We start from the raw sequence: 23,906 nt of genomic DNA, 5'->3' as shown, positions 1-23,906 counted from the left end.
CCTTGACTTACCTAACACAGGCAGCCTTTGCTGCCCTCACTTTGAACTGTATGAATATGTCTGTTTAGCCAGTCTCAGGTATACAAAGGCCTCCGTAGCCACGACTCCTGGAATGGCTCTAATCTCACCGTTTATGATCTGGAGCAGCCTCTCATCGTCTTTTGCAACGATCTCTACGAATATATCCACAGAACCAGCGCAGATGACCACGTAGTCCGCCTCTTTGATCTTGGAGATCTCAGACGCCACTGCAACTAGGTCACCAGAGACCTTCACACCCACTAGGGCCTGTCTCCCCATACCTAGACTCAAAGGGTCCGTTACCGCTACTATCTGCATTACACCTAAGTCGATGAGACGCTGAACCCTATGTCTAACAGCAGCTTCAGACAGTCCAACCTCTTTGGCAATCGTTGCATAGGACAGTCGACCATCTCCCTGCAACAACTCGATAATGCGCAGAGACACGTTGTCAACCCTGGCCGATCCCCCTCTGTTCGACTCAAGATCCTTCGCTTTGCGCCTCAGAATATAGTCATACTGCACGGCCGGCTGCTCTTCGCCCAAATGGACTATCACCCCCAACTGAAAAGTTGCATAACTTACTCAAACACGCTTGAGCCTAGAAGATATAATAGCTCTAAATTAGATGGATTTCGTAATTTATGATCACGAATCATACTGATTCCACTATTTCCAGTTACTTTGCTTATCGAATCCGTAAGGCTGAAGCATATTTTACCTTCGAAGCGAGGTACGTTTGGGTGGACTAAACAGACAGCCAAGCACCGCAGTCGAAGAGATCCACCTACTCAAACTCCCAACTAAACCTCCAGCTAGAGCATCCTCCACATATGCAACGCTAAATTTGTACAAAACAATAACCTCTCAGTTGAGGCAAAAAGGGAAACATGCATCTTCATTTGGGCTACCATCGAATCTATATAAGCAATTGGGAGGCACCAAGATGACGTCCAAGACAGAACTGACCAACTTTATAGCTGGTAAAAAGACACCGGCGAAGAGCAAAGAGTTTCTAAATATCGTTGACCCCTCCACCGGTGAAGTATACGCAACCTCACCTAACTCACGTGATGAAGACGTAGACCTGGCCTTCCAAGCTGCCAGCGAGGCGTTCGACACATGGAGTTCGATGACACCTTCGGCCAGGTCATTAGCTCTTATGAAGATCGCAGATGCACTCGAGGCGCGTGCCGAAGAGCTCGTTGCGGTAGAGTGCCAAAATACCGGTAAACCGGTTTCCTTGACGATGTCAGAAGAGATACCGCCGATGATCGATCAGATTCGTTTCTTCGCTTCGGCAGCTCGCCATCTGGAAGGCAAGTCAGTTGGAGAGTATATGACTGATCATACCTCCATGATCCGTCGCGAGCCGATCGGCGTATGCGCTGCGGTAACGCCTTGGAACTACCCAATGATGATGGCTGTCTGGAAGTTTGCGCCTGCTCTGGCCGCCGGAAACACCTTGGTAATAAAGCCTTCTGATACAACTCCGGCATCGACTCTACTTATGGCTGAGATCATATCGGAGTTTGTTCCAAGGGGAACGCTAAACGTGGTGTGCGGGGATAGAGACACTGGACGGCTACTCGTTGCCCATAAAGCACCCCAGATGGTCTCTATTACAGGTTCTGTCCGAGCCGGTATCGAGGTTGCAACCACCGCTGCAAAAGATCTCAAAAAGGTGCACCTTGAACTGGGTGGAAACGCCCCAGTAGTCGTCTTCGACGACGCAGACTTGGAAAAAGCCGTAGAAGGCATCGGCGTAGCGGGCTACTTCAACGCCGGTCAAGACTGCACCGCAGCGTCCCGAGTACTCGTACAGGCAAAAGCGTACGACCGTTTCGTCGAACTCATGGGTGAGTTTGCACGAAATACAGTGACCGGTCCCCCAAGCTCCGAAGATGCGCTTTATGGTCCACTAAACAACCCCAATCAGCTCGCAAGGGTAGAAGGACTCATAGAGAGGCTTCCGTCGCACGCAAAGGTCGTTGCAGGAGGCACCAGGGTATCCGAACAGGGATTTTTCTTCGCTCCAACGGTGGTTGTGGATCTCCATCAAGACGACGAGATCGTCCAGAACGAGGTCTTTGGTCCGGTAATCACGGTCCAGAGGTTTGAGACTGAGAAAGAGGCACTTCAGATGGCAAACGACGTTGAGTACGGACTTGCCTCATCTATCTGGACAAAAGATCACGCAACAGCAATGAGGATGTCGAAGGGATTGAACTTTGGTGCTGTGTGGATAAACACCCATATCCCTATCGTGGCCGAGATGCCACACGGCGGATTCAAGCACTCGGGGTACGGCAAAGACCTCTCGATGTACGGCTTTGAAGACTACACAAGGATAAAACACGTTATGTCTTACATCGGGGAGTAGTCTGTATCTGCGCTCTATTCGACCTATATCCGAAGGGATAGCAAAACCTCCTGTTAAAATGAAACCCCCCCTCGTCAACGACAAGGGGAGGTTTCGATAAACGTCAAAGACAAATAGTTGTAAGACTTGAAGTTAAGAGTTCTTTAGCGCCAGAGCAAATGCATCGAGACCTCTTTCGATCTGAACCTCATCGACGATAAGGGGCGGCATCCAGCGTATTACATTACCCCACGTTCCAGCGTTCATTATTAGAACCTTGGACTCCTTCTTTGCGTGCGCAATTATCTTGGCCACCCTATCAGCGTCTGGCTTAGAGGTAGAAGGGTTCAAAAGAGTCACACCTATCATAAGCCCCAGGCCACGAACGTCCCCTATCGATTCCTCCTGCTCCGCGATTGACTCAAGCCCTTCACGAAGCTGTCTAGCGCGCGCATTTACGTTCTCCATGAACCCCGGCTCCGTCAAGACCTCGATAGTCGCTAAGGCTGCCGCACATCCCATCGGGTTTCCACCATAAGTTCCTCCATGGCTACCCACAGGCCATCGATCCATAATCTCCTGGCGTGCTCCAATAGCCGAGATAGGAAATCCAGAACCCAGGCCTTTTGCCATCACAAGCACGTCAGGCTCTAGTCCGTAGTGCTCAACTGCAAACATTTTGCCGGTTCTGCCAAAGCCGGTCTGAACCTCGTCCACTATGAACAAGATTCCGTGCTCCTTGGCTCTCTCGGCAACACCTTCCAAGAACCTTTTCGGCATTGGAAGATAACCACCTTCGCCAAGCACCGGTTCAACAATAAAGGCTGCCGTCTCCGACGGAGCGCTCTGGGCTAGAAGTAGATAGTCGAGATAGGCTAGTGCTCTTTCTACGCGTGGATCATCGTCTGACACCGCCTCACCTTCGAGGTACCCAGGTGTCACCGCCACGAAAACACCCGCTGGCAGAGGCATGTGTCCTGCTCGGTAACCGGTGCGAGAGGTAGTCATCGCCATCGCTTGTGAAGTTCGTCCATGGAAAGATCCCTGAAACACTATCACGTTGGGTCTCTTTGTGTACTGACGAGCAAGCTTTATCGCTCCCTCGGTAGCCTCAGCCCCAGAGTTGGAGAAAAAGAAACTTTCGATAGTCTTAGGTGTCAAGTCGTAGAGCCTTTGTGCCAACGGTTCAAGAAGGTCGTGCGTATATATGTTGACTTGAGCGTGGATGAAACGTTGCGCTTGTAGAGCTATCGCCTCCACCACCTTTGGATGACTGTGCCCAGTCGATGTAACCGCAATCCCTGAAGTTAGGTCTAGGTACTCCTCACCGTCTCTTGTGTACACATAGGCGCCACGCCCGGACACCACCTCAAGATCTGTTAACTTCGACCATACCGGTGCTAGTCTGGATCTCTCCGTCATCGTTCTTCCCTTCCTTTCTTAGTCACTAAACAACTAACTAAGCGTTGCCCAATCGTCTTAGACCTTTACTTTGGCACTAGTAGACTAAAGACCCTTCTTAGACCATTGGCATCTTTTCCTTCAGACTCTTTCGCATCGATCATTCGAGCTAGCAGTATTGAGCTATTAATTCCTAGGTAACGAAGAGGCTCCGGTTCCCAAGGGCGCGACCTGTGACCCACCCAACACAGAGAAGTGAGTTCGTTCTGTTTTGCTAGCACTAGATCGCAAAGTGTTCGTCCCGCAACGTTTGTCATAGTGACACCGTCTCCCCCATAGCCAAAGGTGGCACCGTAACCAAGGTCGTGGTCATAAAAGATATTGGGAGTTAGGTCTCTGGTCATTGCGATTGCACCGCCCCACTCATAGGCGACCTTTACCTCTTTGAGATAGGGAAAAAGATCTAAAAGAGCATCAACTAAAGCGGCTTTGACCTTTGGATTGGTCTCTGCCTCGTCGCTTAGAGTACCTCGAAAAAGATACGGTGCACCCCTACCGCCGATAGCAACTCTGTTGTCCGCCGTGCGTTGGAGGTAGATTATCAAGCCTCTGCCATCAGAGACGGTCTCGAAACCTGACCATCCCACCTCGTCAAAGAATCGGTCATCGAGAGGTTCAGTTACGATCATCAGCGAGTAGATTGGGACAATAGACGCCTTTAACGGAGAATCTATACCAGCGCTGAAGGCCTCTGTACACTGTAGTACGTGCATAGCCTCAACCCGATAACCTGCGTCCGTCGTCAATTTTCCCTTTGAGATCTTAGATACCTTAGTCCCTTCATAGATCTGAACTCCGAGCCTCTCAACGGCTTTAGCGAGACCGTAAACCAACTTGGCAGGATGAACTCTAGCGCACACCTCATCGAAGGCCGCACCAAGCGAGTCCGTTCCTCGAAGCCGAAGCTCGACCTCGTCTCGATCCAGCCATCGATGACGTGGTTCAGATCGATATCGATTCTCCTGTTGAACGTAGCTTTGCAGACGTCGCTTGTGGGCCTCGTTTCTGGCGAGTATTAGAGTGCCACCAAGATGAAAGTCGCAGTCGATTTCCTCTTCCTGGATCACTCTGGCGATCTCGTACACCCCTTCAACCATGGCTTTGTCAATCCTCTGCGCTTCATAGAGCGACACATCTCTTTCAAGCCTCGCCTTGTCAAAGGGCACTAGCGCCGAGGCCCAGCCACCATTTCTACCTGAGGCTCCGTACCCGACATACCTTTCCTCAAATATCGCTATCTTTAGAGCAGGCGAAGCCTTTTTCAGATAGTAGGCCAAGTAAAGTCCGCTGAGACCACCTCCAACGATGGCGACATCGATCCTAGAGTTAGCCTCAAGAGACCCTCGCTGCCTACGTGCTCCCATCGCATGCAGCCAAAAGCTGGGCGCCTGCGGGGAGGCAGCACAAGCCATCGACTCTCCTAGGAGATTCCCAGGGACTGAGCCACTGCCTCGTAGACCACCTTGCCGCCAGAGACGTTGAGCGAACCGACTAGTTTCGGCGAGTTGAGATCCTGCGCAAGATCTAAGAGTCGCGGAGCCACAGCCGCTGACAGTGCCCTCGACGATGTGCGGGGGTACTGTCCCGGTATATTCGTGACACAGTAATGAATGACTCCCAACTCTTCAAATATCGGGTGAGAAAGGGAGGTCGGACGGGCAGTTTCGATACATCCACCTTGATCTATGGCGATGTCCACCACCACAGATCCTGGCCTCATCGATGCAATGTGTTCTTTTTTCACAATCTTGGGAGCCTTCGCACCAGGGACCAGCGCCGCTCCTATAACCAAGTCGGCTTTGGATACAACCTCCGAGATGGCGTGATCTGATGAAGCAACAGTCGCAGTCACAATACCTTCCTGATGAGCCTGGTAGAGTCTGTGCAGATCTACATCAACACCAACTACTTCGGCATCCATTCCTCGAGCGCCACGCGCTGCCATCGTTCCTGCAACACCAAGTCCAATTACAACCACTCTTCCGGGCAGGACACCGGCTGCTCCGCCAAGAAGAGTCCCTGAACCAGCAGCCAGGTAGTAGGCACCCACAATCGCAGCAGCCCGCCCCGCGACCTCGCTCATTGGAGCTAAGAGTGGAAGACCGGCTGGATAGGAAAGGGTCTCAAACGCATAAGCCTCGACTTGGCTGTCCATAAGCGCCTTAGTCAACTCCGGCTCGGCTGCTAGATGTAGGTAGGCGAACAGAATCAAGCCTGGCCTAAAGTACTGCCACTCAGACGGCTGCGGCTCTTTCACCTTTACCACCAGATCACAGGCCCAGACATCCTTAGCTTCGTCAGCAATCTCGGCACCAACGCTCAGGTACTCTTCGTCAGAGAAGCCCGCCCTAACGCCAGCTCCTCTTTGAACCTTTACTCGATATCCGTGGGACACCACGGTAGCCACAGCGCTTGGGTCAAGTGCAACCCTCCTCTCGCCATCTTTAATCTCCGCAAGAAGACCTACCGTGCTCACCATGGGGAAACTCCTTCAGTCTGAGTAATTCGAGATAAAACTAAATGATCTATACCTACGATGTTATGTCATTTGAAGCAGATAGTTTTCAATGCAATGGTTGATATGGTCGCCACCAAACTGTAAAAACGCACAATCGCAGCGTCCACAATTAGGAACGAGACAAGAACCAGTCTCTGACCCTTGCATAAATTTTCTCAACCGATATTCCCATCTCAGCCATCACAAGTGGACCTTTCCCTGAGTGGCCAAAGTCCTCGATGCCGATGACAAGGCCTCCTTCGCCAACAACCTCCATCCATCCCATCGGCGTTCCTGCCTCTACAGAGACAGACGGAACACCCCTTGGTAGGATCTCCTCTCTTTCTTGGATCGAAAGACTTAAAAATCGATCTCGGCTGGGCATCGAGACGACTCTGAGGTTGCGCAAGCCCGTCTGTTGCTCTATCTCCTTGGCGACACCTAAAGCCAAGGCCACCTCAGAACCGGTGGCAACGATAATCAAATCTAGCCCACCATCACCGTCATGGACCACTCTTGCTCCAAATCGCTCCACCTGATCTATGTTTACATCACCTAAGTCATCAAGCGCCTGACGGGAAAGGACCAAAGCCATAGGATCCTTCAAACGACTAACCGCCATCTTCCAACCAACCGCAGTCTCATGAGCGTCCGCTGGTCTAAATACCTCTAGATGAGGTATGAGTCTGAGAGCGTTGATCTGTTCGATTGGCTCGTGTGTAGGTCCGTCCTCACCAACTCCGACCGAGTCGTGGGTAAAGACGTAGGTGACCGGTATACGCATGAGGGCAGAGAGCCTGATCGCTCCTCTCATATAGTCCGAGAACACCAAGAACGTAGACCCAGCCACCCTAAGCCGCTCGTCGAAGAGGTGGATTCCGTTCATGATGGCTCCCATAGCGTGCTCTCGCACCCCGTAGTGGATGAAGCGCCCCGATCGGTCACTTTGGGAGAAGGCTTCCATCTTCAGTGCCATGCCGGTCGATTCAGCCAGATCTGCCGTACCAACTACCATGGAAGATAAAGCGGGAACGACTTGCGAAAGAACCTTCTCCGACGACACCCTGGTGGCAAGAGCCTTACCCGGCTCAAAAGAGGACATAACCCTGGAAAATACCTCGTCGATTCTGGATTGCGTGAACTCCTCAAAGCGTGGCTCCATCGGACAACGACTCCTCGCCGATGCTAGCTCTGCCGCCTTTTCCTGCACTATGTCAGCACAGAGGGTACGGACCTCCTCAGGGACGTAGAAACTCTCAGTCGGCCATCCAAAGCGTTGCTTTAGCTGGCTTGTCAGTTCTGGGCCGAGAGGCGCACCATGAACCTTCTCAGTGTTTTCACGCCCAGGCACCCCATATCCAATGATCGTCCTTACAGATATAAAGGTCGGCATGGACACGTGTTCAAATAGTACCTCGTCAAGCACTCTTTTGATCTCTTGGTGAGAGTTTCCGTCTGTGATCTCAACACAGCGCCATCCAAGAGCCCTGTAACGCTCGATCCTGGACTCAGTAAAGGCTAGTTCAGTAGATCCGTCTATCGATATGGCGTTATTATCGTAAAACACGAAGAGGTTTCCAAGGCCCAAGTGACCAGCGAGAGAAGAGGCTTCGTTGGAGATACCTTCCATTAGATCACCGTCTGAACAGATCGCAAAAACCCTAGGCATGTCCTCTCGTGCAACCGCTCCCTTGCCATGGAGCATCTGGGCCGCAATCGCCATACCACAAGCATTTGCTATACCCTGACCCAACGGGCCCGTAGAGGTCTCAACCCCTGCCGTCACCCCAAACTCGGGATGGCCAGGAGTTATCGACCCAAGTTTACGAAAGGCTCTCAGATCCTCAACGTTCACGGGATAGCCAAAGAGATGAAGCAGGGAGTACAGAAGCATTGAACCATGCCCCGCTGAGAGCACGAAGCGGTCGCGAAGGGGATCTTTGGGATCACTTGGGTTAAACCGTAAAAAGTACCTAAAGAGAGTCCATGCCATGGGCGCAGCCCCAAGAGGCAGACCTGGATGACCGGAGTTCGCCGCCTCAACTCCGTCAACTGACATCATCCTTAGTGTCGTAATCGCCAACGCGTCTAAGTCATCTCTTTGGGGAGCTAGATCCATCGGTTGCCAACTCATCGGTTTCCTCCTGTGCTTGTCTCGTCATCACCTTAGCAAAACAAACCTGCCCTATCCACCTAGGACCGATACGCTAACCCTGTTCCCTTACGCGTTGATAGGTCCAGCAGAGTCCCTCAGATGGCGCAGCGGGCGACCCGACTTGTGTACCTGTATCTCAGAGCAGATAACAAGCGCCGTTTCCTCCACGCTCTGGGCCGCCGCATCGATACCAATTGGACCATAGATCCCATTTACTAAATCGTCACTGCAACCTAATTCAAGAAGCCTTCTTCTTCGCTCAGACTGCGTGTGACGGGAACCCAACGATCCTACATAGGTCTTTGGTGATGACAAGAGCGTCTCTGCAATGAAGCTGGTTGTGAAGTCATGGTTATGAGAAAGCACCACCAAGGCGTCTAAGGGCCCAAGTACTATTCCCCCATCCTTTAGTGAGTTAGACTGACTCTCACCCTCAACAACTATGTCGGCGCTCCACCCGAGATAGGAAGAGAGTTCACAGAGCGACGCAGCCAGTTCTCCGCCTCCAAGAACCACAAGATGCGTAGGAGGTGCAACGAACGAAAGGTAATAGGTCGTTTCGGCCTCACTTATCGTCTGCATGCCTCTCCTCATGGATCGGAGCAGCTCCTCTGCGCCATTGGTGACCTTTGATGGAAGGTTCGCAGGCAACTTGAGTTCCTGGGAAAGTACGTAGATACCCGGTGCGGCTCCAGGAGAGGATACCGTGACGGTGACAAAGGGTTCTCTTTTACTCACTAAGTCAAAGTAGGAGTCTGGAAAAGAGTCTTCACGGAACACCGCCAGCTGGGCAACGCCACCACAGGCTAGGCCCGCCTTCACCGCCTCGTCGTCACTAAAGGCAAGGTCCAATACAGCGTCAGATCCCTGAAGCGAATCCGACAATCTCTCGACCACATCCTTCGTAAACTGGGCAGATAAGACCTCTCCCTCTATCTCTGCATCTCTAATCTTTAGGAATCCTTCGGATCGGTTAGCACCGCCAAAGCCCTGAAGGTCCACAACCCTGACTATCCAACCCGACTCCACGGCTACCTCCACACGACACGTAAGCTTTTCGAACCATTCATATTTTCTTACAAGACTACTTCAAGCTAGATGTGTCGATGAAACCGATCTCACGAACGCTCTCAAGTTATGGCATTTGAAGCTAAGACTAAGTTCTCAACGATCTATCTAATTGGTGGAAGTTGCCTTGGGAAAATCGTAACTAACGGCATCCGTTGCACAACTTTACACGGTCGATGATTGATCACAGCTAGGCCTAACCATCGCAAGGTTCCTACATCGATCACATCGGCATCTCGACCCACGAACCCAGGCCATCTAAATGCAAGTGCCTTAGTCGCTCGAAGCCTGCTTTAGTTCTTCAAACGCCTTTGCGAACTCACGCGTTAGTGGACCTATCTCTCCGTTGCCAACCGGCTTACCGTCTATCTGCACCACGGCTTGCACCTCTCTGATCGTCGAAGTTAGAAATACCTCCGAGATCATACTCGAGGAAAAGACCTCCATCGGAATCTCTCTCTCCGCCCCACCGATCTTCTCTAGGACCAGTTCCCGTGTGATACCCGCCAGGGGACCGTCACTGAGCGGAGGAGTCACAACTGTATCGTCCCACACCACAAATACATTAGAACCAGTGCCTTCACACAGCCTATTTGCGATGTTAGAGAAGAGCGCCTCCTGAGCGTTCCGCTCCTTAGCATAGGATAGAGCCAGTACGTTTTCAGCGTAAGATGTGGTCTTTAGTCCACTAAGCGCTCCGTGTTCATTTCTCTTCCACGGAACCACGCTCACAGATGCTTTCGATCCATTACCAAATGAGCAAGGTTCGCAAGCAATGACTAGTGTTCCCTTAGTATCCACGCGATCTGATGAAAGACTCGACGACCCAGCTGTGTAGGTTATACGAACCTTGCCGTCTCGAAGATCACTTTTTGATACAACGCTTAGAGTTGCTTCTCTCACTGTATCTAGGTCAGGGGGCGAAAGAAGCAGACCCTTTGCACTTCGACTTAGCCTGTCAAGGTGCCTCTTTAGCGCAAAGGGTCTGCCCTGATAAACCGCTATGGTCTCAAAGACACCATCACCCGTCACGAGTCCGTGGTCAAACACCGATATCGTTGCTTCTCTTTGATCAAGCACTTCACCATTTACAAAGGCGAACATGATCACACCCCTTCCAGACAGCTAGGAAATCTCCTTGCTCCAAAGTCATCTAATTACATAGAATCTAAATCGATCCAATGACAGGGCTGCAACTCGAACCGTCTGTAAATACACATCACAGCTCTCAGACCTATCGATTCCTCCTGAGACACCCGGGAACGTAAAGAGAAACCATTTGTAGCTACGAACCACTAACCGTTAGCTCGTATCCTTTCAGGAAGAATCTTTAGAATCACCCTCTCCGACTGGATTGGGTTTGAGTAGGGTCCGCCCGTGTACTTCTCCGAAACTTTATTGATGTGATCCAAGGCCTCTTCCCCAAGCACGGTTCCAACCACCTCACCACGCACCTCGATGTAAGAGTACGGGTTAGCGTTGTCCCAGATAACCACCGATACCTTTGGATTTTTTTGCACGTTGGCGTACTTAGCCCTGTGAATCTCGGTATTGATCAAAAGGTGATCGTCGTCCGCGTCGATCCACATAATAGAGGTTTGCGGAAAGCCACTAGGAAAGATTGTAGTAAAAGCGGCAAAGTTCTTACCCTTGGCAAACTCGGTTATCTTTGGATCCATCATGCCTCCAATCTAGCGAACTTGGAAGAACTTAGCATGTCGGCACAACGACATGTCAGAAAGTGCCTTGAACCAAACGGTAAGCTGAGAAGCAAGCCGACGCTTAGGCACGCTCACCCTGAGCACGTACTTACGCAGTGTATTTGCGGGCTGCCCTAAATCAGCCTCTGTAAGGTGATAACTTTGGACAATGGCTGAAGATAGAGTTCGCATAGACCTACTAAGACCGATCTGGAAAGAGCTGGAGAAGATCCACATAGTGACCTACTTCGTTCGGGAGTGCCGAGAGGCTTACAAAGAGCTCGGCGTCGAAGATGTATGGTCGAGATACTTTGCAGGTCGAGCAGCACCCATGGGGCGGGTTACTCCTGAAACCGTGGCGGCGACCTTCTACAACTTCTCGCTATCGATGGTAAGACAGCATATGGATTCGGTATGGGAGGTAGCTGGTCCAGAGAGTTTTATCACCGCAAGATTTGAAGGTGCAGATCGAGCCCTGACACGATTACTTGGTTCTCACACCTCTTCAGGGACGTTCGACTCCCTCACGGGTCTCCTCGAAGAGGTAGCCGGCACGGGATCCCCTGAAGGCAAGCCCCTGTATTCTGCAAATTTAGGTATATCCGCACCCGAGAAGCCTCATATCGTCCTCTTTCATCTTGCTACTTTGATCCGTGAACACAAAGGCGACATCCACAACGCCGTTCTCCTTAGTTCATCGGTCTCAGGTGTTGAAGCCCACATTCTTCTTAGCGGGGTAGGACACATGTCTAAAGAGATGGTGCTCGCATCACGAGGCTGGACGGAGGAACAGTGGACCGAAGCAGAAGCTAACCTTAGGCGACGAGGGTTTATCGATGGATCTGGCTCCATTACGGCTGCGGGTAAAGACTTCAGAATCACAGTTGAAGCAGAGACAGAAAGCCTTGCTAAGGGACTTTGGAGCGCCGTAGATAATGACAGATTGACAGAGATAGGAGCAACTCTCTCGGCAATCGGTGAAACCCTTAATGGGTCAAAAGAGTTGCCCGCCTTTAAACCCACTTACGAAGAACTTGGCATGTTGTAAGTTAGAGATCCATCGCTTACCCGATAACTACCTGAGGCTCGGTGGACAAACTGTCTAGGCGACAAAAACGCCCCCAGCCAGGCGTTGAGCTATTAGCGTATCTGAGAAGTGCACAGGTGCGACAGCGTTGTCGCCGTGATCTGTACGATACGCTGTGGCTAAGTTGTTACGCCTTGGCAAATAAGGAGCAAAGGGCACATGATCGAAGTACTTGGTTAGCAATCTGCGTTATCACTTGGAGCAAATGTATTGATGACCTGCGAAATCGCAGGTCATCAAGCGCAGCCCCAACGGGATTCGAACCCGTGTCTCCACCTTGAGAGGGTGATGTCCTGGGCCTCTAGACGATGGGGCCAAATAGGCATATGTAGCCTACCAGAGAACTAACAAGAATCAGTCACTCGTTACACCAAAGAACTGGGAAATGAGCAAGAGCTACCCCTAGAGATTCTCATCGCGTCCCCGTGGTTTGGCAGAGTCCGCTAAAACACGACCACCTGGAAGTTCTAACAACCATTCTTCTCTTTTTTCCTCGATCTAAACCAGAAGCCTTTGGACATCTCAAAGTCGTGTTATCAATGTCCTAACTCTTAGTGCGACAGTCGTAACATATAGAACTTTGATTATGTAGACCTGCTATGTAAAGATGACCAAAGCCCCTCAAGGTAGAGATCACTCAATATCTTGTTAGAGATTGAAAGGATCAGAGAGAAAATAGAGTCCTAACTCAAGGAGTATCGAAACTCTGTCGAAACCCGAGCGCTCCGCACATCGGTTACGAGCTCGGGGGGGAGGACTCGAACCCCCAATGACAGAGCCAGAATCTGTAGTGTTGCCAATTACACCACCCCCGAAGGACACCTCTAGACTACACTCTATCAGTCCTGACCATGTCGCAAAATACTCTCTTCTTTGTAGCCGATTACCTGTGCCCCTGTTACCGCTAGAGCCTCTCGAAGCATGTACTTAAAACTAAGCCATCCCCTAATCGGGGAGTCCTCGTCGGCATATCCACATGCCCAAAGCCCCAGATCTTGAGCAATGTGTACGGATCGATAGAGATGAAATCCATCGGAGACGACGACAACTTTGCTGACGTCCAAGCTCCTAAGGAGTGGCAGTACGCCAGCTATCGACTGATAGGTGTCTTGGCCGTAGCTCGAAGCAAACGCATCGGCACTGGGCACCTTTTCCCGAACCAGTTCCGCTCTCGCAACTTCAGCCTCGCTGTAGACATCGCCTTTTCGTGATCCTCCCAACGAGACGACGTATCGCGCCACACCCATTTGATACAGCTTTGCAGCAGAGTCAGCCCGGGCCGTTAGTACCTTCGACGGAACACCATTGTACTCGGCTGCTCCCATGATCAAGATCGCACCTACATGCGCTTTACAATGCGAGCTCGAGTACCGCCATATGGAGAACACGTTGTACCCAAACCAAAGAGACAAAGCCATAGTTAGAGCCATGATCGCTAGAGCGATCCTAAGCATGACTCTTCCCGTTTTTCTTTCACGCAAACCATCAAACCCTTTGGCCAAGAGCGCCTTTAATCCGCCTTATAGAGGTGTCCCGGCCTAAAACCTCCATAGCCACAAAAAGTGGTGGACCTACCTTACGACCCGTCACCGCCAGCCTTATTGGCGCCTGTAGTTTACGCAGCGAAATACTCAGCTCTTCCCCTAACTCCCGGAACTCGCTCTCTAGATCGTCCTTACGAAACTCCTGGAGTCGCTCGACTCTATCTACGTATCTACTTAGAATCACTTGGTCTGAGTCACTAAATGGGCCGATTGGAAGCCCCAGCTCCTTGAGATCTGCAAACAAAAAGTCAACCATAGGTACCACCTCTGAAAGCAGCGCTATCCGCTCCTTCACGAACGGCGCCACCTCAGTCAACTTCGCCCTCTGAGCCTCATCGCCGGTCCAAAAATCCTCTGACTCTAAGAACCTGACAGACTCTTCAACGAAGCGATCTAGCTCCATGATCATTATGTAGTGCTTGTTGAAGTGGGTCATCTTCACCACGTCAAAAAAAGCAGGCGCTTTTGATACTCGAGAGAGATCGAACCGATCCAACATCTCCTCTCGGGAGAGAAACTCCACGTCGTCACCTGGACTCCATCCAAGAAGCGCCAGATAGTTCACCATCGCCTCGGGAAGAAAACCCTGGTCCCTGAAGTCTTCAACCGCCACGCGATCTCTCCGCTTTGAAAGCTTCACCCTTTTTTCATTCACCAGTACCGGTAGGTGCGCAAATACCGGGGGGCGTAGTCCAAGCGCTTGATAGAGCAACACCGCTTTAGGGGTAGTTGGAAGATGCTCCTCGGCTCTAATTACGTGAGTAATCCTAAGATCAACGTCGTCTACAAAGTTAGCCAACACATAAAGCGCCGCCCCGTTGCCCTTTAGCAGGATGAAGTCTTCAATTGTAGAGTTGGAGAACACGACTCGTCCCCGTACTTGGTCGTCAACGATCGTTTCGCCATCTGGGACTTTGAACCTAAGGGCATACCCTTCCTTAGGTTGCAATCCCCGGTCTCGGCAGAAACCATCGTACCCAGGTCTACCACCTCGAAGCCTCGCCCTCTCATCTATCTCTTCGCGAGTACATGAGCAGAAGTAGGCAAGGCCAGATTCAAAAAGCCTCCGGGCGGTCTCACTGTATAACGACTTACGTTGTGACTGAAAGTAGGGACCTTCGTCAAAGGTTATCTCAAGCCAACCCAGCGCCGCCAAGATCCCGTCTGTCCACTCGTCTTTATTTCTCTGCTCGTCGGTGTCGTCGATCCTTAAGATGAACTGTCCTCCCGACTTCTTTGCCACAAGCCAGTTGTAAAGCGCTGTTCTTGCGCCTCCCACATGGAAGTATCCGGTTGGAGAGGGAGCAAAGCGGAGTCTAATCTCATCAGTCACAATAGCTAGATACTACTATGGGCTAGCGGCTTCTAAATACCTTGACCCCTCTCCGAAGACCTTTAGTAAGGGCGCACAACGCGTTGAACACCTAGCCGTAAGAGTAAAAGCCGCGCTTTGTCTTTCTGCCCAAAAGACCAGCCTCGCACATCCTTGAGAGTAGCGGAGGCGGCGCATACAGCGGTTCTTTAAACTCCTCGTAGAGAGACTGGGCCACAGCTTGGGTGGTATCCAGTCCGATAAGGTCTGCAAGTGCCAAAGGACCCATCGGATGGGCACAACCTTCTACCATACCAGCATCTATGTCTTCTGCACTCGCAAAGCCTGATTCAAACATCCTGATCGCCGAGAGGATATAAGGAATAAGCAGGGCGTTTACAATAAATCCCGCTCTATCCTTCGACCTTATGACGTGCTTGGACAGCATCTTTTCAACAAAGTCAGTAGCGCGCTCCTCGGTGTCCGGAGACGTAAGGAGGGAGCGAACGATCTCTACCAAAGGAAGGACCGGTACGGGGTTGAAGAAGTGAATGCCGACCACAGTCTCTGGCCTTGAAGTCGCCATAGCAAGTTTCATGATCGGTATCGAAGAGGTGTTCGAAGCCAAGATAGCGTTGTCTTTGACGACTACCTTGTCCAAGGTACGAAAGACCTCTTCCTTGGCGGATTCGCTCTCCACTATAGCCTCGATTACGATATCACAGTCAAAGAGTGACCCCATGTCCGTATCGTAGGTGATCTTGGATCTAGCGGACTCAAGCTGTTCTTCCGTAATCTTTTTGGCCTTGAGAGCACGGGACAGCGAGTTGTCTACTCTCCTCATCCCCTGCTCAACCGCTAAAACGTCAGACTCCACAACTACAACCATAAGATCCTTACGGGCGCTAACCTCTGCTATCCCAGAACCCATCAGACCACAGCCGACGACTCCTACCTTGGTTATCATCGAACCACCTCTACTAAATCCACATCAAAAAACATACAAGACCCCGTCGTCACAACCCCTATCGATTGAGTACTGACCTTGCGATCACGATCCTCTGTATCTGATTGGTTCCCTCGTATATCTGAGTTATCTTGGCGTCGCGCATGTAACGCTCGAGCGGAAAGTCTTTTGTGAATCCGTATCCCCCAAGCAGCTGCAGTGCATCTACCGTTACCGACATAGCCGTGTCCGATGCAAACATCTTAGCCATGGCACCAAACTTCGAAAGCTCGTTATCTGGATCTTCATCCACCAAAGAACACGCGTGATAAACGAGTTCCCGCGACGCCTCGATCTTCGTCTCCATGTCAGCTATCATGAACTGAATTCCCTGATTATCCGTCACCGCCTTGCCAAACTGCTTACGCTGCTTTGCATAGTTCACTGCGTAGTCGATAGCGCCTTGGGCGATGCCTACCGCCTGAGCTCCAATCATGGGGCGGCTTCGGTCTAAGGTACCCATAGCTATGTAGAATCCTTGACCCTCCTCGCCGATTCGGTTTTCAACTGGCACCCGCACATCATCGAAGAGAACCTCTCCCGTCGGTGAACCCCGCACACCGAGCTTCTCCTCTAACTTTGTAACCTTTACACCCCAGTCCGCTTCTACAACAAAAGCGGATATGCCTCTGTGACCGGCTTCAGAATCGGTCTTAGCAAAGACTGTATAAGTATCTGAGATCCCAGCGTTGGTTATCCAGTACTTGGTGCCGCTTAGCACATAGTGATCCCCGTCCCTGACCGCCTTAGTCTTCATCGAAGCCACGTCTGATCCAGCATCTGGTTCTGAGAGGCAGTAGGAGGCCTGGGCAGCACCCGCTGCTACCTTTGGAATGTACCTCTTCTTGAGCTCTTCGGAGCCCCAGTAGAGTACGGGTATCATTCCGAGCTTTGATATGAGCATGGTTAGGGAGGTGGAGGCACACACCCTTGCTAGTTCTTCAACCATGATTGCCTGATCCACACTCGAAGCGCCCGAACCACCGTAGATTTCAGGGAACCCTAGCGCAGGTAGTTCCATCTCAACGCAGGCTTTGAAAGAGTCCCATGGAAATGATGCCGACCTGTCCACCTCCGCAGCATGAGGAGCCACCTTGTCCTCTGCAAACCTTCTAATCGCTGCCCGGAACTCTTTTTGCTCTTGGCTCAGTGAGAAGTTATTCATATCGATCTTCTTTCATCCCTATACGACGCTTCAGAAATTGGCTGCCGTGGCAGAACCTACCAAGTAACTGCAACAACATTCACTAGGTAATCCTAATATCTGAGATAAAATTATCTCAAAAAAACTTGCAGCGCCAAATCTAAAGACATAGATAGAACATCGTGGCATATCTGCGACCAGAGAGGCACCAGTTAGTCGGTCAGGCATCCGATCAGATACCTAAGTGCCATGGGATAGCGGTAGTCGATGGAGCCGTGTCGACCTTCAAACAGCTCAAAGTGGAAGGAAACTCCAATACTCTCCATACGAGATGCGTAGCACCTAGCACCGACGTCCAAGAAGTACTCATCTGATCTACCAGCATCGATCCATACTCCTCGAAGCAGAGACAGCTCTTCAGCATGGTCTTTCACCATTCGAACCGGATCAAGAGAAAGCCACCTCGACCAGACTTCATCGTCTATAAGCCCCGAACTTGGATCAAATGGAAGACGAACTGTTCCGTCTTGGTCTGTGGAGTAACAGGCGGCCATTGCGTAGACGTTTGAAAGGGAAGCATCATAGCTCTTCGAAAACGCTGGTCGCGACCTAAAGTCAGTCCAAAATCTCTCGTAGTCTCCATCGAAAACGTCTCGTAAATATCTAGCACTTTGAGCTATATCCGTTGCGTAACTCCACTCAAACGCAGCGTCTCCAGCGTGTGTTGCTAGCGCACCAAATACATTTGGCCGGAGCATTGGAATCACCATCGCTCCGTAACCTCCGGAAGACTTTCCCATCACCGCACGCATGGACGCCTTGGGGTAGGTGCGATAGTTGCTGTCGACAAACTCAACGACATCTTTGGTCACGTAGTCTAAGTAGTCTCCAGTGCCCTTTGAGTTCAGATACTGGCTCCCACCATAACTGGTCCAGGCGTCCACTAGAACCACTATGGCGTCTTGAACCTCTGGATCTGCAACTACTGCATCAATCGCCTCAGGAGTGGTCTTTCTAAAGGCAGAACGGTTCCACCACATGTCTACCTGACCCGTCATACCCTGCAACACATACACAACCGGATAGCGACGGTCGCTCTTATCGTAAGAGGGTGGCACGTAGATGTATGTGGGCCGCACGTAAGGATCACCAAGAGGGTTGCCCTTCAAGCTTTCGCTTTCTATCTCTTGCGACTCCCATCTGCCTGAAAACTCTGCGCTCCACGGATAGCCCATCCACCTCACCCCAACATCGCCTGCAGACTCGAAACTATGCCCGACCCCCGTTAATTCTACCACGCCCACCCAGACGACTATAAAGAGTAGATCTTCGCACTTATCTGATCGAGATACGCTAACTAGGTACATGACGTCACTAAAGCTGACGGATTTGATAGTGTGGAGGTGTTGAAGTTCAAGGGAGGACGGGCGTGGAGACACAGGAGCTAGACACATCTATGGAGGACGAGGTAAGGTCCAGATTGGGTGAACTATTGGAGACGTTCCCACCGTCTTCCACCGAGCCCGTCAAGTTTTGGGGCGCACAGTTCGATCTTGGTCTGGCTTATGTACACTTCCCGGTGGGACTCGGTGGTCTAGGCGCCTCTCCTTCCTATCAGGAGCTGATCCAAAGTGAACTTCGCAGAGCGGGTGCGCCCAACAACTTCTTCCGCAATCCAATTGGAGTAGGAATGGCTGCACCTACAGTACTCACACACGGATCAAGGGAGCTAGCAGAGCGTCTTCTTAGACCCTGCTTTACCACCGAAGAGGTGTGGTGTCAGCTGTTTTCCGAACCAGGGGCGGGGTCAGACGTGGCAAGCCTGGCAACCAGGGCAGAAAGAGACGGCGACGTCTGGGTGATCAATGGACAAAAAGTCTGGACCACTCTGGCACACATATCGAGATGGGGGATGCTCCTTGCAAGAACAAACCCAGATCTTCCGAAACACAAGGGGCTTACCTACTTCATAGTGGATATGCACGCTCCTGGAGTAGAGGTGCGACCACTTCGACAGATCACCGGTGATGCAGAGTTTAATGAGGTCTTCTTCAACGACGTAAAGGTTCCCGACGCACACCGTCTCGGGGAGGTGGGTAATGGATGGTCTGTAGCCATTACAACGCTGATGAACGAGAGGTTATCGATCGGAGGCAACATAGCCCCCAGGAACTCCGGGTCTATAGGAGAGGCTCTAAAGATCATCAAGAACTCCCAAAATGTAACCGCCGAGCATAAAGCGGAGTTCATGAAGCTCTGGTGTGCAGCAGAGGCGGGGCGTCTTTTGAACATTCGGGCGGGACAGACAAGAAGAGCGGGTAATCCCGGGCCAGAAGGTTCGGTCGCCAAATTACTATACGCAGAACTCAACAAGAAGATTTACTCGTTTGCCATGGATCTTCTCGGTCAAGATGGACTTCTTTACTCGAGCTACGAAATGCACAGACCAGACTTTGCCGAGGTGCAAAGGGAGAGCGTGCGTAGCTCGTATGACCTTCCTAAGGCCTTCTTGCGCTCGAGAGCAAACTCAATAGAAGGTGGGACCTCAGAGATCATGCGCAACATCTTAGGAGAGAGGGTTCTAGGACTTCCAGGAGAACCCAGGGTGGACAAGGACAGGTCCTGGGCCGAGACCCCAAGGAACTAATCCATCGAACCATAGAGAATCATCAGCAAATGATGAGACATCTGCGACACCGTATGCTTCCTTCACATATCAGCTTGACTAAGTACGACCGGTAAGGTAATAGTTAGGGTTTTCAGCCCGTCTTTACGCTTTGGACTTGAAGGAAGGTTTCAGATGGTCAAGATTTTGATCGCAGAAGAGATAGCCACAAGGGGAGTAGAACTTCTAAAGAGCAACGGACACGAAGTTGTGGTCGAAATCAACCCCTCCCCCGAACGGCTGCTGGAACTTATCTCTGACGTCGAAGGCGTGGTAATACGCTCAGCAACAAAGATTACGAAGGAGGTTTTGGAGAACGCTCCGAGGCTGAAAGCTGTAGGCAGGGCTGGTATCGGACTTGACAACGTGGACGTAAAGTATGCAACCCAGCGCGGGGTAATGGTCATCAACGCACCGCAGTCCAATATTTTGTCCGCCGCAGAACACGCTATCGCTCTGCTCTTGGCACAGGCTAGATACATTCCCCAAGCCCACAACTCTTTAGTTGGTGGCAAATGGGAACGCTCGAAGTTCGAAGGAGTAGAACTCTACGGAAAGACCATGGGTATCGTCGGTCTTGGGCGCATCGGGGCACTAGTGGCGCAGCGGTGTCTCGCCTTTGGTATGAACCTCATAGCTTACGATCCATATATCTCTCAAGAACGTGCCGAGAAAATGGGTGTGGAGCTGAAGTCTTTGGAAGATCTGGTCAAAGACTCCGACTTTATCTCTATTCATCTTCCAAAGTCCAAGGAGACCATGGGGCTCATCAATAAGGATCTTCTCGCTAAAGCCAAAGACGGAGTAAGAATAGTAAATGCATCACGCGGGGGAATAATAGATGAAACCGCCCTCTTTGATGCACTATCAAGCGGCAAGGTAGGCGGTGCGGCCTTAGATGTCTTTGCCGAGGAACCACCCTTCGGCTCACCTCTACTAGGACACCCAAACGTAGTGGTCACCCCGCATCTTGGGGCATCTACTACAGAGGCCCAGGACAAAGCAGGTATCACAATAGCTGAGCAGCTGATACTGGCGTTTTCCAACGAGTTCGTCCCATTCGCAGTAAATATCAACGCATCCGAAGCATCCCACGCCATCAAGCCCTTCCTTCCGATTGCGGAGGCACTCGGGAGGTTCATAGGATCGTTATCCGACAAGCTTCCCTCAAACCTGCAGATTGAGTACCAAGGAAATATCGCCAACGAGGACACCAGGATATTGACCCTCTCTGCAATAAAGGGGCTATTTGCTGCTGGCACGAACGAGCCGGTCTCCTACGTAAACGCTCCGCAGCTAGCGGCTGAGCGTGGTCTGGAGATCTCCGAAACAACCTCTTCAACCCAGAAAGACTACGTCTCCCTGATATCTGTTCGTTCTCCTGAACACTCAGTATCTGGCACCATAATAGGTCCCTCCAACACACCTAAGATAGTTGAGGTGGACGGTCACGCAGTGGAGGTGCCTCCCGCAAAGCACATGTTGGTAGTTAAAAACGACGACCGTCCTGGAAAGATCGGGTTGGTGGGGACCGTCTTGGGAGAGGCTCAGATCTCGATCTCTTCCATGGGTGTCAGTCCCACCAATACAGGAGGAACAGCGCTTATGATTCTCGCTACGGACAGAGAGATCCCGCAGGAGGTAACGGAGCAGCTCAGCGCGTCAGATGGAATAATATACGCTAGGTCCGTAAGCTGCGAAGACTCATGAGGTACACATTGAGCTATCTCTTCTGGTGAGTAAAGACAAAGACTTATAAGTCTTAGAAAGAGCCCTTTGGAATCGACTCTTGATACTTACCCGAAGTTGTCATACCAACGTAGATTGAGACGAAACGGCGACACCTTTGACACCCGATAGTCGGAACAGGGTAGGTTAACTTAGGCTGTTTACTTGGACTCACCCGCAGAAGCACACCCGAAACTCCTCGACTACCCTAGTTGGCGATACTGCGGTAGCCCCTTTAGTGGAAAAGCTAATCTCTAATCGTCACAGATCCGATTATCACCGACCGGTAGGTTACCCATTTATCTTAGTTGCCTCGCCTCCAACTGGTTTATATAACCTTTGTGGCCTTTGATCGCCTTGTTGAGACAACCCCTACGACCACCAAATATTCGCCTGAGAGAATGGGGGCGAACAGAGGCACCAATTTGGCTAAGAAGATATGTGGATTTCGTTAGGTCACTTTGTAAAAACTCGATCACACGACCCTAAGGCGTCTCGGCGATTCCCACCTCAGAAAGTCGATCCGATATGCGCATCAGCCTGTTTATGGCATCGAGATAGGCTCGTGCTGAAGCCTCGACCACATCGGTGGAGATACCCCTTCCCGAGACTTTGCGACCCTTGGACTCGAGTTGTACCACTACATCTCCGATAGCGTCCACGCCGCCGGTAACGGAGGAGACCTGAAATCCCACTAGTTCAGCTTCAACACCTATCGCCTTGGAAATCGCCTTGCCCGCTGCATCGATCATTCCATTTCCTTCGGCGGCACCGACCAAAGTATCGCCGTCTTTGTCGATTACGACCTTAGCTGTGGGCATAACCCCAAGCCCTCCGCTTACCGTCAGATCCAGAAGCTTGTAGGTCTCATGAGTAGCAACCCCCATCTCTTGCGCTACAATCGCCTCGATGTCGGCCTCGGTTATCTCAAACTTCTTGTCCGCTAGTTCCTTGAACCTCTTGAAGCTAGCGTTCACTGCATCGCCGTGTAGTGTTATTCCCATCTTCGCCAAAGTATCGGTGAAGGCGTGGCGTCCGGAATGCTTGCCCAGTACGATCTGAGACCCAGTCTGTCCTACGCTCTTCGCATCGATTATCTCATAGGTGCTTCTATCGGAGAGCACTCCGTGCTGATGAATGCCCGACTCATGAGCAAACGCATTTCGACCCACGACCGCTTTGTTGTACTGAACGGGATAACCGGTTAGCCGACTAACAAGTCGAGAGGTCTTTGCAAGCTCTTCGGTTCTGATCTGAGTGGTGAGACCGGGAAAGAGATCTGACCTTATCGCTAGCGCCATGACCACTTCCTCTAAAGCAGCGTTTCCCGCCCGTTCTCCTAGTCCATTTACACACACCTCTACCTGCCGTGCTCCATTTTGGACACCAGCGAGCGAGTTTGCCGTTGCCAACCCCAGGTCATTGTGGCAGTGCGTGGAGATAATGTAGTCTCCAGGTATCTCTTTGCGAATGTTTGCGATAAGTGCTCCGAAGTCCCAAGGAATTCCATAGCCGACCGTATCTGGGATATTCAAGGTCGTAGCTCCAGACTCTACTGCGGCGTTTAGCACCTCTAACATAAAGTCGTATGGAGTACGGGTGGCGTCTTGTGGAGAGAACTCCACGTCTTCTGTGTACTGCTTAGCGCGATAAACCCCGGCCTTGGTCTCCTTTATAATCTGCGCCGGAGTCATCTTTAACATATGTTCAAGGTGAGAAGGACTAGTCGAGATAAAGACGTGGATCCTCGCCTTCTCGGCGTGCTTGAGCGCCTCCCAGCATCTATCCACGTCTGCAAGATGGGTTCTTGAAAGCGCCGCAATCGTCGGACCTTCTATCTGCTTGGCGATCTCAGATACCGCATCGAAGTCCCCTTGGGATGCGACGGGGAATCCAGCTTCGATGTAGTCGACGTTTAGTTTCGCTAGCTGCTCGGCGATCTCAAGCTTCTCAATAGGATCAAGCGAGATCCCTGGAGACTGTTCGCCGTCACGCAGCGTCGTGTCGAATATGACTACTCTCTCGGCCATAACTGTACCTTTCTTGCCTTAGAACTCCCCATAAATGAAAAACCTCCTGGCCGATCGACACAGGAGGTAAGGTAATCGCCGGAGCGATTACCTTAGAGAAGAAGTAGTAGTCCAAATTGCTCTGCT

18 protein-coding genes and 2 tRNA genes are annotated in these 23,906 nt (G+C 51.3%); 4 read left to right on the top strand and 16 right to left on the bottom strand.

Translation table 11 applies throughout. From position 1 onward, the window contains the following. Positions 1-36 precede the first annotated feature (36 nt). Positions 37-546, bottom strand: coding sequence for an Lrp/AsnC family transcriptional regulator (locus tag BUA24_RS06570; RefSeq protein ID WP_072790248.1), 510 nt, complete (start codon positions 544-546; stop codon positions 37-39). A 421-nt stretch (positions 547-967) separates the two neighbouring features. Between BUA24_RS06570 and BUA24_RS06565 the strand changes: the two genes are divergently transcribed. Then, positions 968-2,404, top strand: coding sequence for a gamma-aminobutyraldehyde dehydrogenase (locus BUA24_RS06565; RefSeq protein WP_084660270.1), 1,437 nt, complete (start codon positions 968-970; stop codon positions 2,402-2,404). Positions 2,405-2,536: 132 nt separating this feature from the next. On the opposite strand, the gene BUA24_RS06560 is transcribed toward BUA24_RS06565, so the two are convergent. The 7 genes from BUA24_RS06560 to BUA24_RS06530 all read right to left on the bottom strand — a co-directional run bounded on the left by BUA24_RS06560 (position 2,537) and on the right by BUA24_RS06530 (position 11,246). Further along, a complete protein-coding gene (locus BUA24_RS06560; protein ID WP_072790245.1) occupies positions 2,537-3,805 on the bottom strand; it encodes an aspartate aminotransferase family protein in 1,269 nt (422 codons plus the stop codon). Between the two features lie 65 nt (positions 3,806-3,870). Then, entirely contained in the window at positions 3,871-5,256 is a 1,386-nt protein-coding gene (locus BUA24_RS06555) for an NAD(P)/FAD-dependent oxidoreductase (protein WP_072790242.1), read from the bottom strand. A gap of 8 nt (positions 5,257-5,264) precedes the next feature. Further along, complete coding sequence (locus tag BUA24_RS06550; RefSeq protein ID WP_072790240.1) at positions 5,265-6,323, bottom strand: alanine dehydrogenase; 1,059 nt, start codon at positions 6,321-6,323, stop codon at positions 5,265-5,267. 148 nt (positions 6,324-6,471) lie between these two features. Further along, on the bottom strand, positions 6,472-8,475 hold the full coding sequence (gene tkt / locus BUA24_RS06545) for a transketolase (protein ID WP_072790237.1): 2,004 nt from the start codon (positions 8,473-8,475) through the stop codon (positions 6,472-6,474). Positions 8,476-8,562: 87 nt separating this feature from the next. Next, the gene (locus tag BUA24_RS06540; protein WP_143146429.1) at positions 8,563-9,525 is read right to left on the bottom strand and encodes an XdhC family protein; all 963 of its coding nucleotides are present in this window, start codon (positions 9,523-9,525) and stop codon (positions 8,563-8,565) included. 312 nt (positions 9,526-9,837) lie between these two features. Further along, a complete protein-coding gene (locus BUA24_RS06535; protein ID WP_072790231.1) occupies positions 9,838-10,668 on the bottom strand; it encodes an aminotransferase class IV in 831 nt (276 codons plus the stop codon). Positions 10,669-10,859: 191 nt separating this feature from the next. Next, positions 10,860-11,246, bottom strand: a complete 387-nt coding sequence (locus BUA24_RS06530) for a PPOX class F420-dependent oxidoreductase (protein ID WP_084660268.1) — start codon at positions 11,244-11,246, stop codon at positions 10,860-10,862. Between the two features lie 187 nt (positions 11,247-11,433). Here BUA24_RS06530 and BUA24_RS06525 point away from each other — a divergent pair, with 187 nt between their 5' ends. Next, complete coding sequence (locus BUA24_RS06525) at positions 11,434-12,312, top strand: SCO6745 family protein (protein WP_072790225.1); 879 nt, start codon at positions 11,434-11,436, stop codon at positions 12,310-12,312. Between the two features lie 282 nt (positions 12,313-12,594). On the opposite strand, the gene BUA24_RS06520 is transcribed toward BUA24_RS06525, so the two are convergent. From BUA24_RS06520 to BUA24_RS06490, 7 genes are all read right to left on the bottom strand, one after another. After that, positions 12,595-12,667: transfer RNA gene (locus BUA24_RS06520), tRNA-Glu, on the bottom strand. A gap of 427 nt (positions 12,668-13,094) precedes the next feature. Beyond that, positions 13,095-13,166, bottom strand: a tRNA-Gln gene (locus BUA24_RS06515). A 24-nt stretch (positions 13,167-13,190) separates the two neighbouring features. Next, on the bottom strand, positions 13,191-13,832 hold the full coding sequence (locus BUA24_RS06510) for an ElyC/SanA/YdcF family protein (RefSeq protein WP_143146428.1): 642 nt from the start codon (positions 13,830-13,832) through the stop codon (positions 13,191-13,193). Positions 13,833-13,836: 4 nt separating this feature from the next. After that, entirely contained in the window at positions 13,837-15,228 is a 1,392-nt protein-coding gene (gene gltX, locus BUA24_RS06505) for a glutamate--tRNA ligase (RefSeq protein ID WP_072790220.1), read from the bottom strand. A 91-nt stretch (positions 15,229-15,319) separates the two neighbouring features. Next, a complete protein-coding gene (locus tag BUA24_RS06500) occupies positions 15,320-16,174 on the bottom strand; it encodes a 3-hydroxybutyryl-CoA dehydrogenase (protein WP_072790217.1) in 855 nt (284 codons plus the stop codon). 58 nt (positions 16,175-16,232) lie between these two features. Beyond that, the gene (locus BUA24_RS06495) at positions 16,233-17,378 is read right to left on the bottom strand and encodes an acyl-CoA dehydrogenase family protein (RefSeq protein ID WP_072790215.1); all 1,146 of its coding nucleotides are present in this window, start codon (positions 17,376-17,378) and stop codon (positions 16,233-16,235) included. A 191-nt stretch (positions 17,379-17,569) separates the two neighbouring features. After that, the gene (locus BUA24_RS06490; RefSeq protein ID WP_218587424.1) at positions 17,570-18,661 is read right to left on the bottom strand and encodes an alpha/beta hydrolase; all 1,092 of its coding nucleotides are present in this window, start codon (positions 18,659-18,661) and stop codon (positions 17,570-17,572) included. 152 nt (positions 18,662-18,813) lie between these two features. On the opposite strand from BUA24_RS06490, the gene BUA24_RS06485 reads away from it, so the two are divergent. Together BUA24_RS06485 and serA are read left to right on the top strand one after the other, a co-directional pair. Next, the gene (locus tag BUA24_RS06485; protein ID WP_072790278.1) at positions 18,814-20,004 is read left to right on the top strand and encodes an acyl-CoA dehydrogenase family protein; all 1,191 of its coding nucleotides are present in this window, start codon (positions 18,814-18,816) and stop codon (positions 20,002-20,004) included. Between the two features lie 153 nt (positions 20,005-20,157). Then, positions 20,158-21,732 carry a phosphoglycerate dehydrogenase gene (serA, locus tag BUA24_RS06480; RefSeq protein ID WP_072790212.1) on the top strand — a complete coding sequence of 525 codons (1,575 nt, stop codon included), beginning with the start codon at positions 20,158-20,160 and terminating at the stop codon, positions 21,730-21,732. Between the two features lie 503 nt (positions 21,733-22,235). Here serA and BUA24_RS06475 read toward each other — a convergent pair. Next, positions 22,236-23,780 carry a 2-isopropylmalate synthase gene (locus tag BUA24_RS06475; RefSeq protein WP_072790209.1) on the bottom strand — a complete coding sequence of 515 codons (1,545 nt, stop codon included), beginning with the start codon at positions 23,778-23,780 and terminating at the stop codon, positions 22,236-22,238. Positions 23,781-23,906 lie beyond the last annotated feature (126 nt).

The sequence above is a fragment of the Ferrithrix thermotolerans DSM 19514 genome, assembly GCF_900128965.1.
GTDB lineage: Bacteria > Actinomycetota > Acidimicrobiia > Acidimicrobiales > Acidimicrobiaceae > Ferrithrix > Ferrithrix thermotolerans.
The sequence above is the reverse complement of the archived record's forward strand: the minus strand, read 5'-3'. Positions and strand labels throughout refer to the sequence as shown.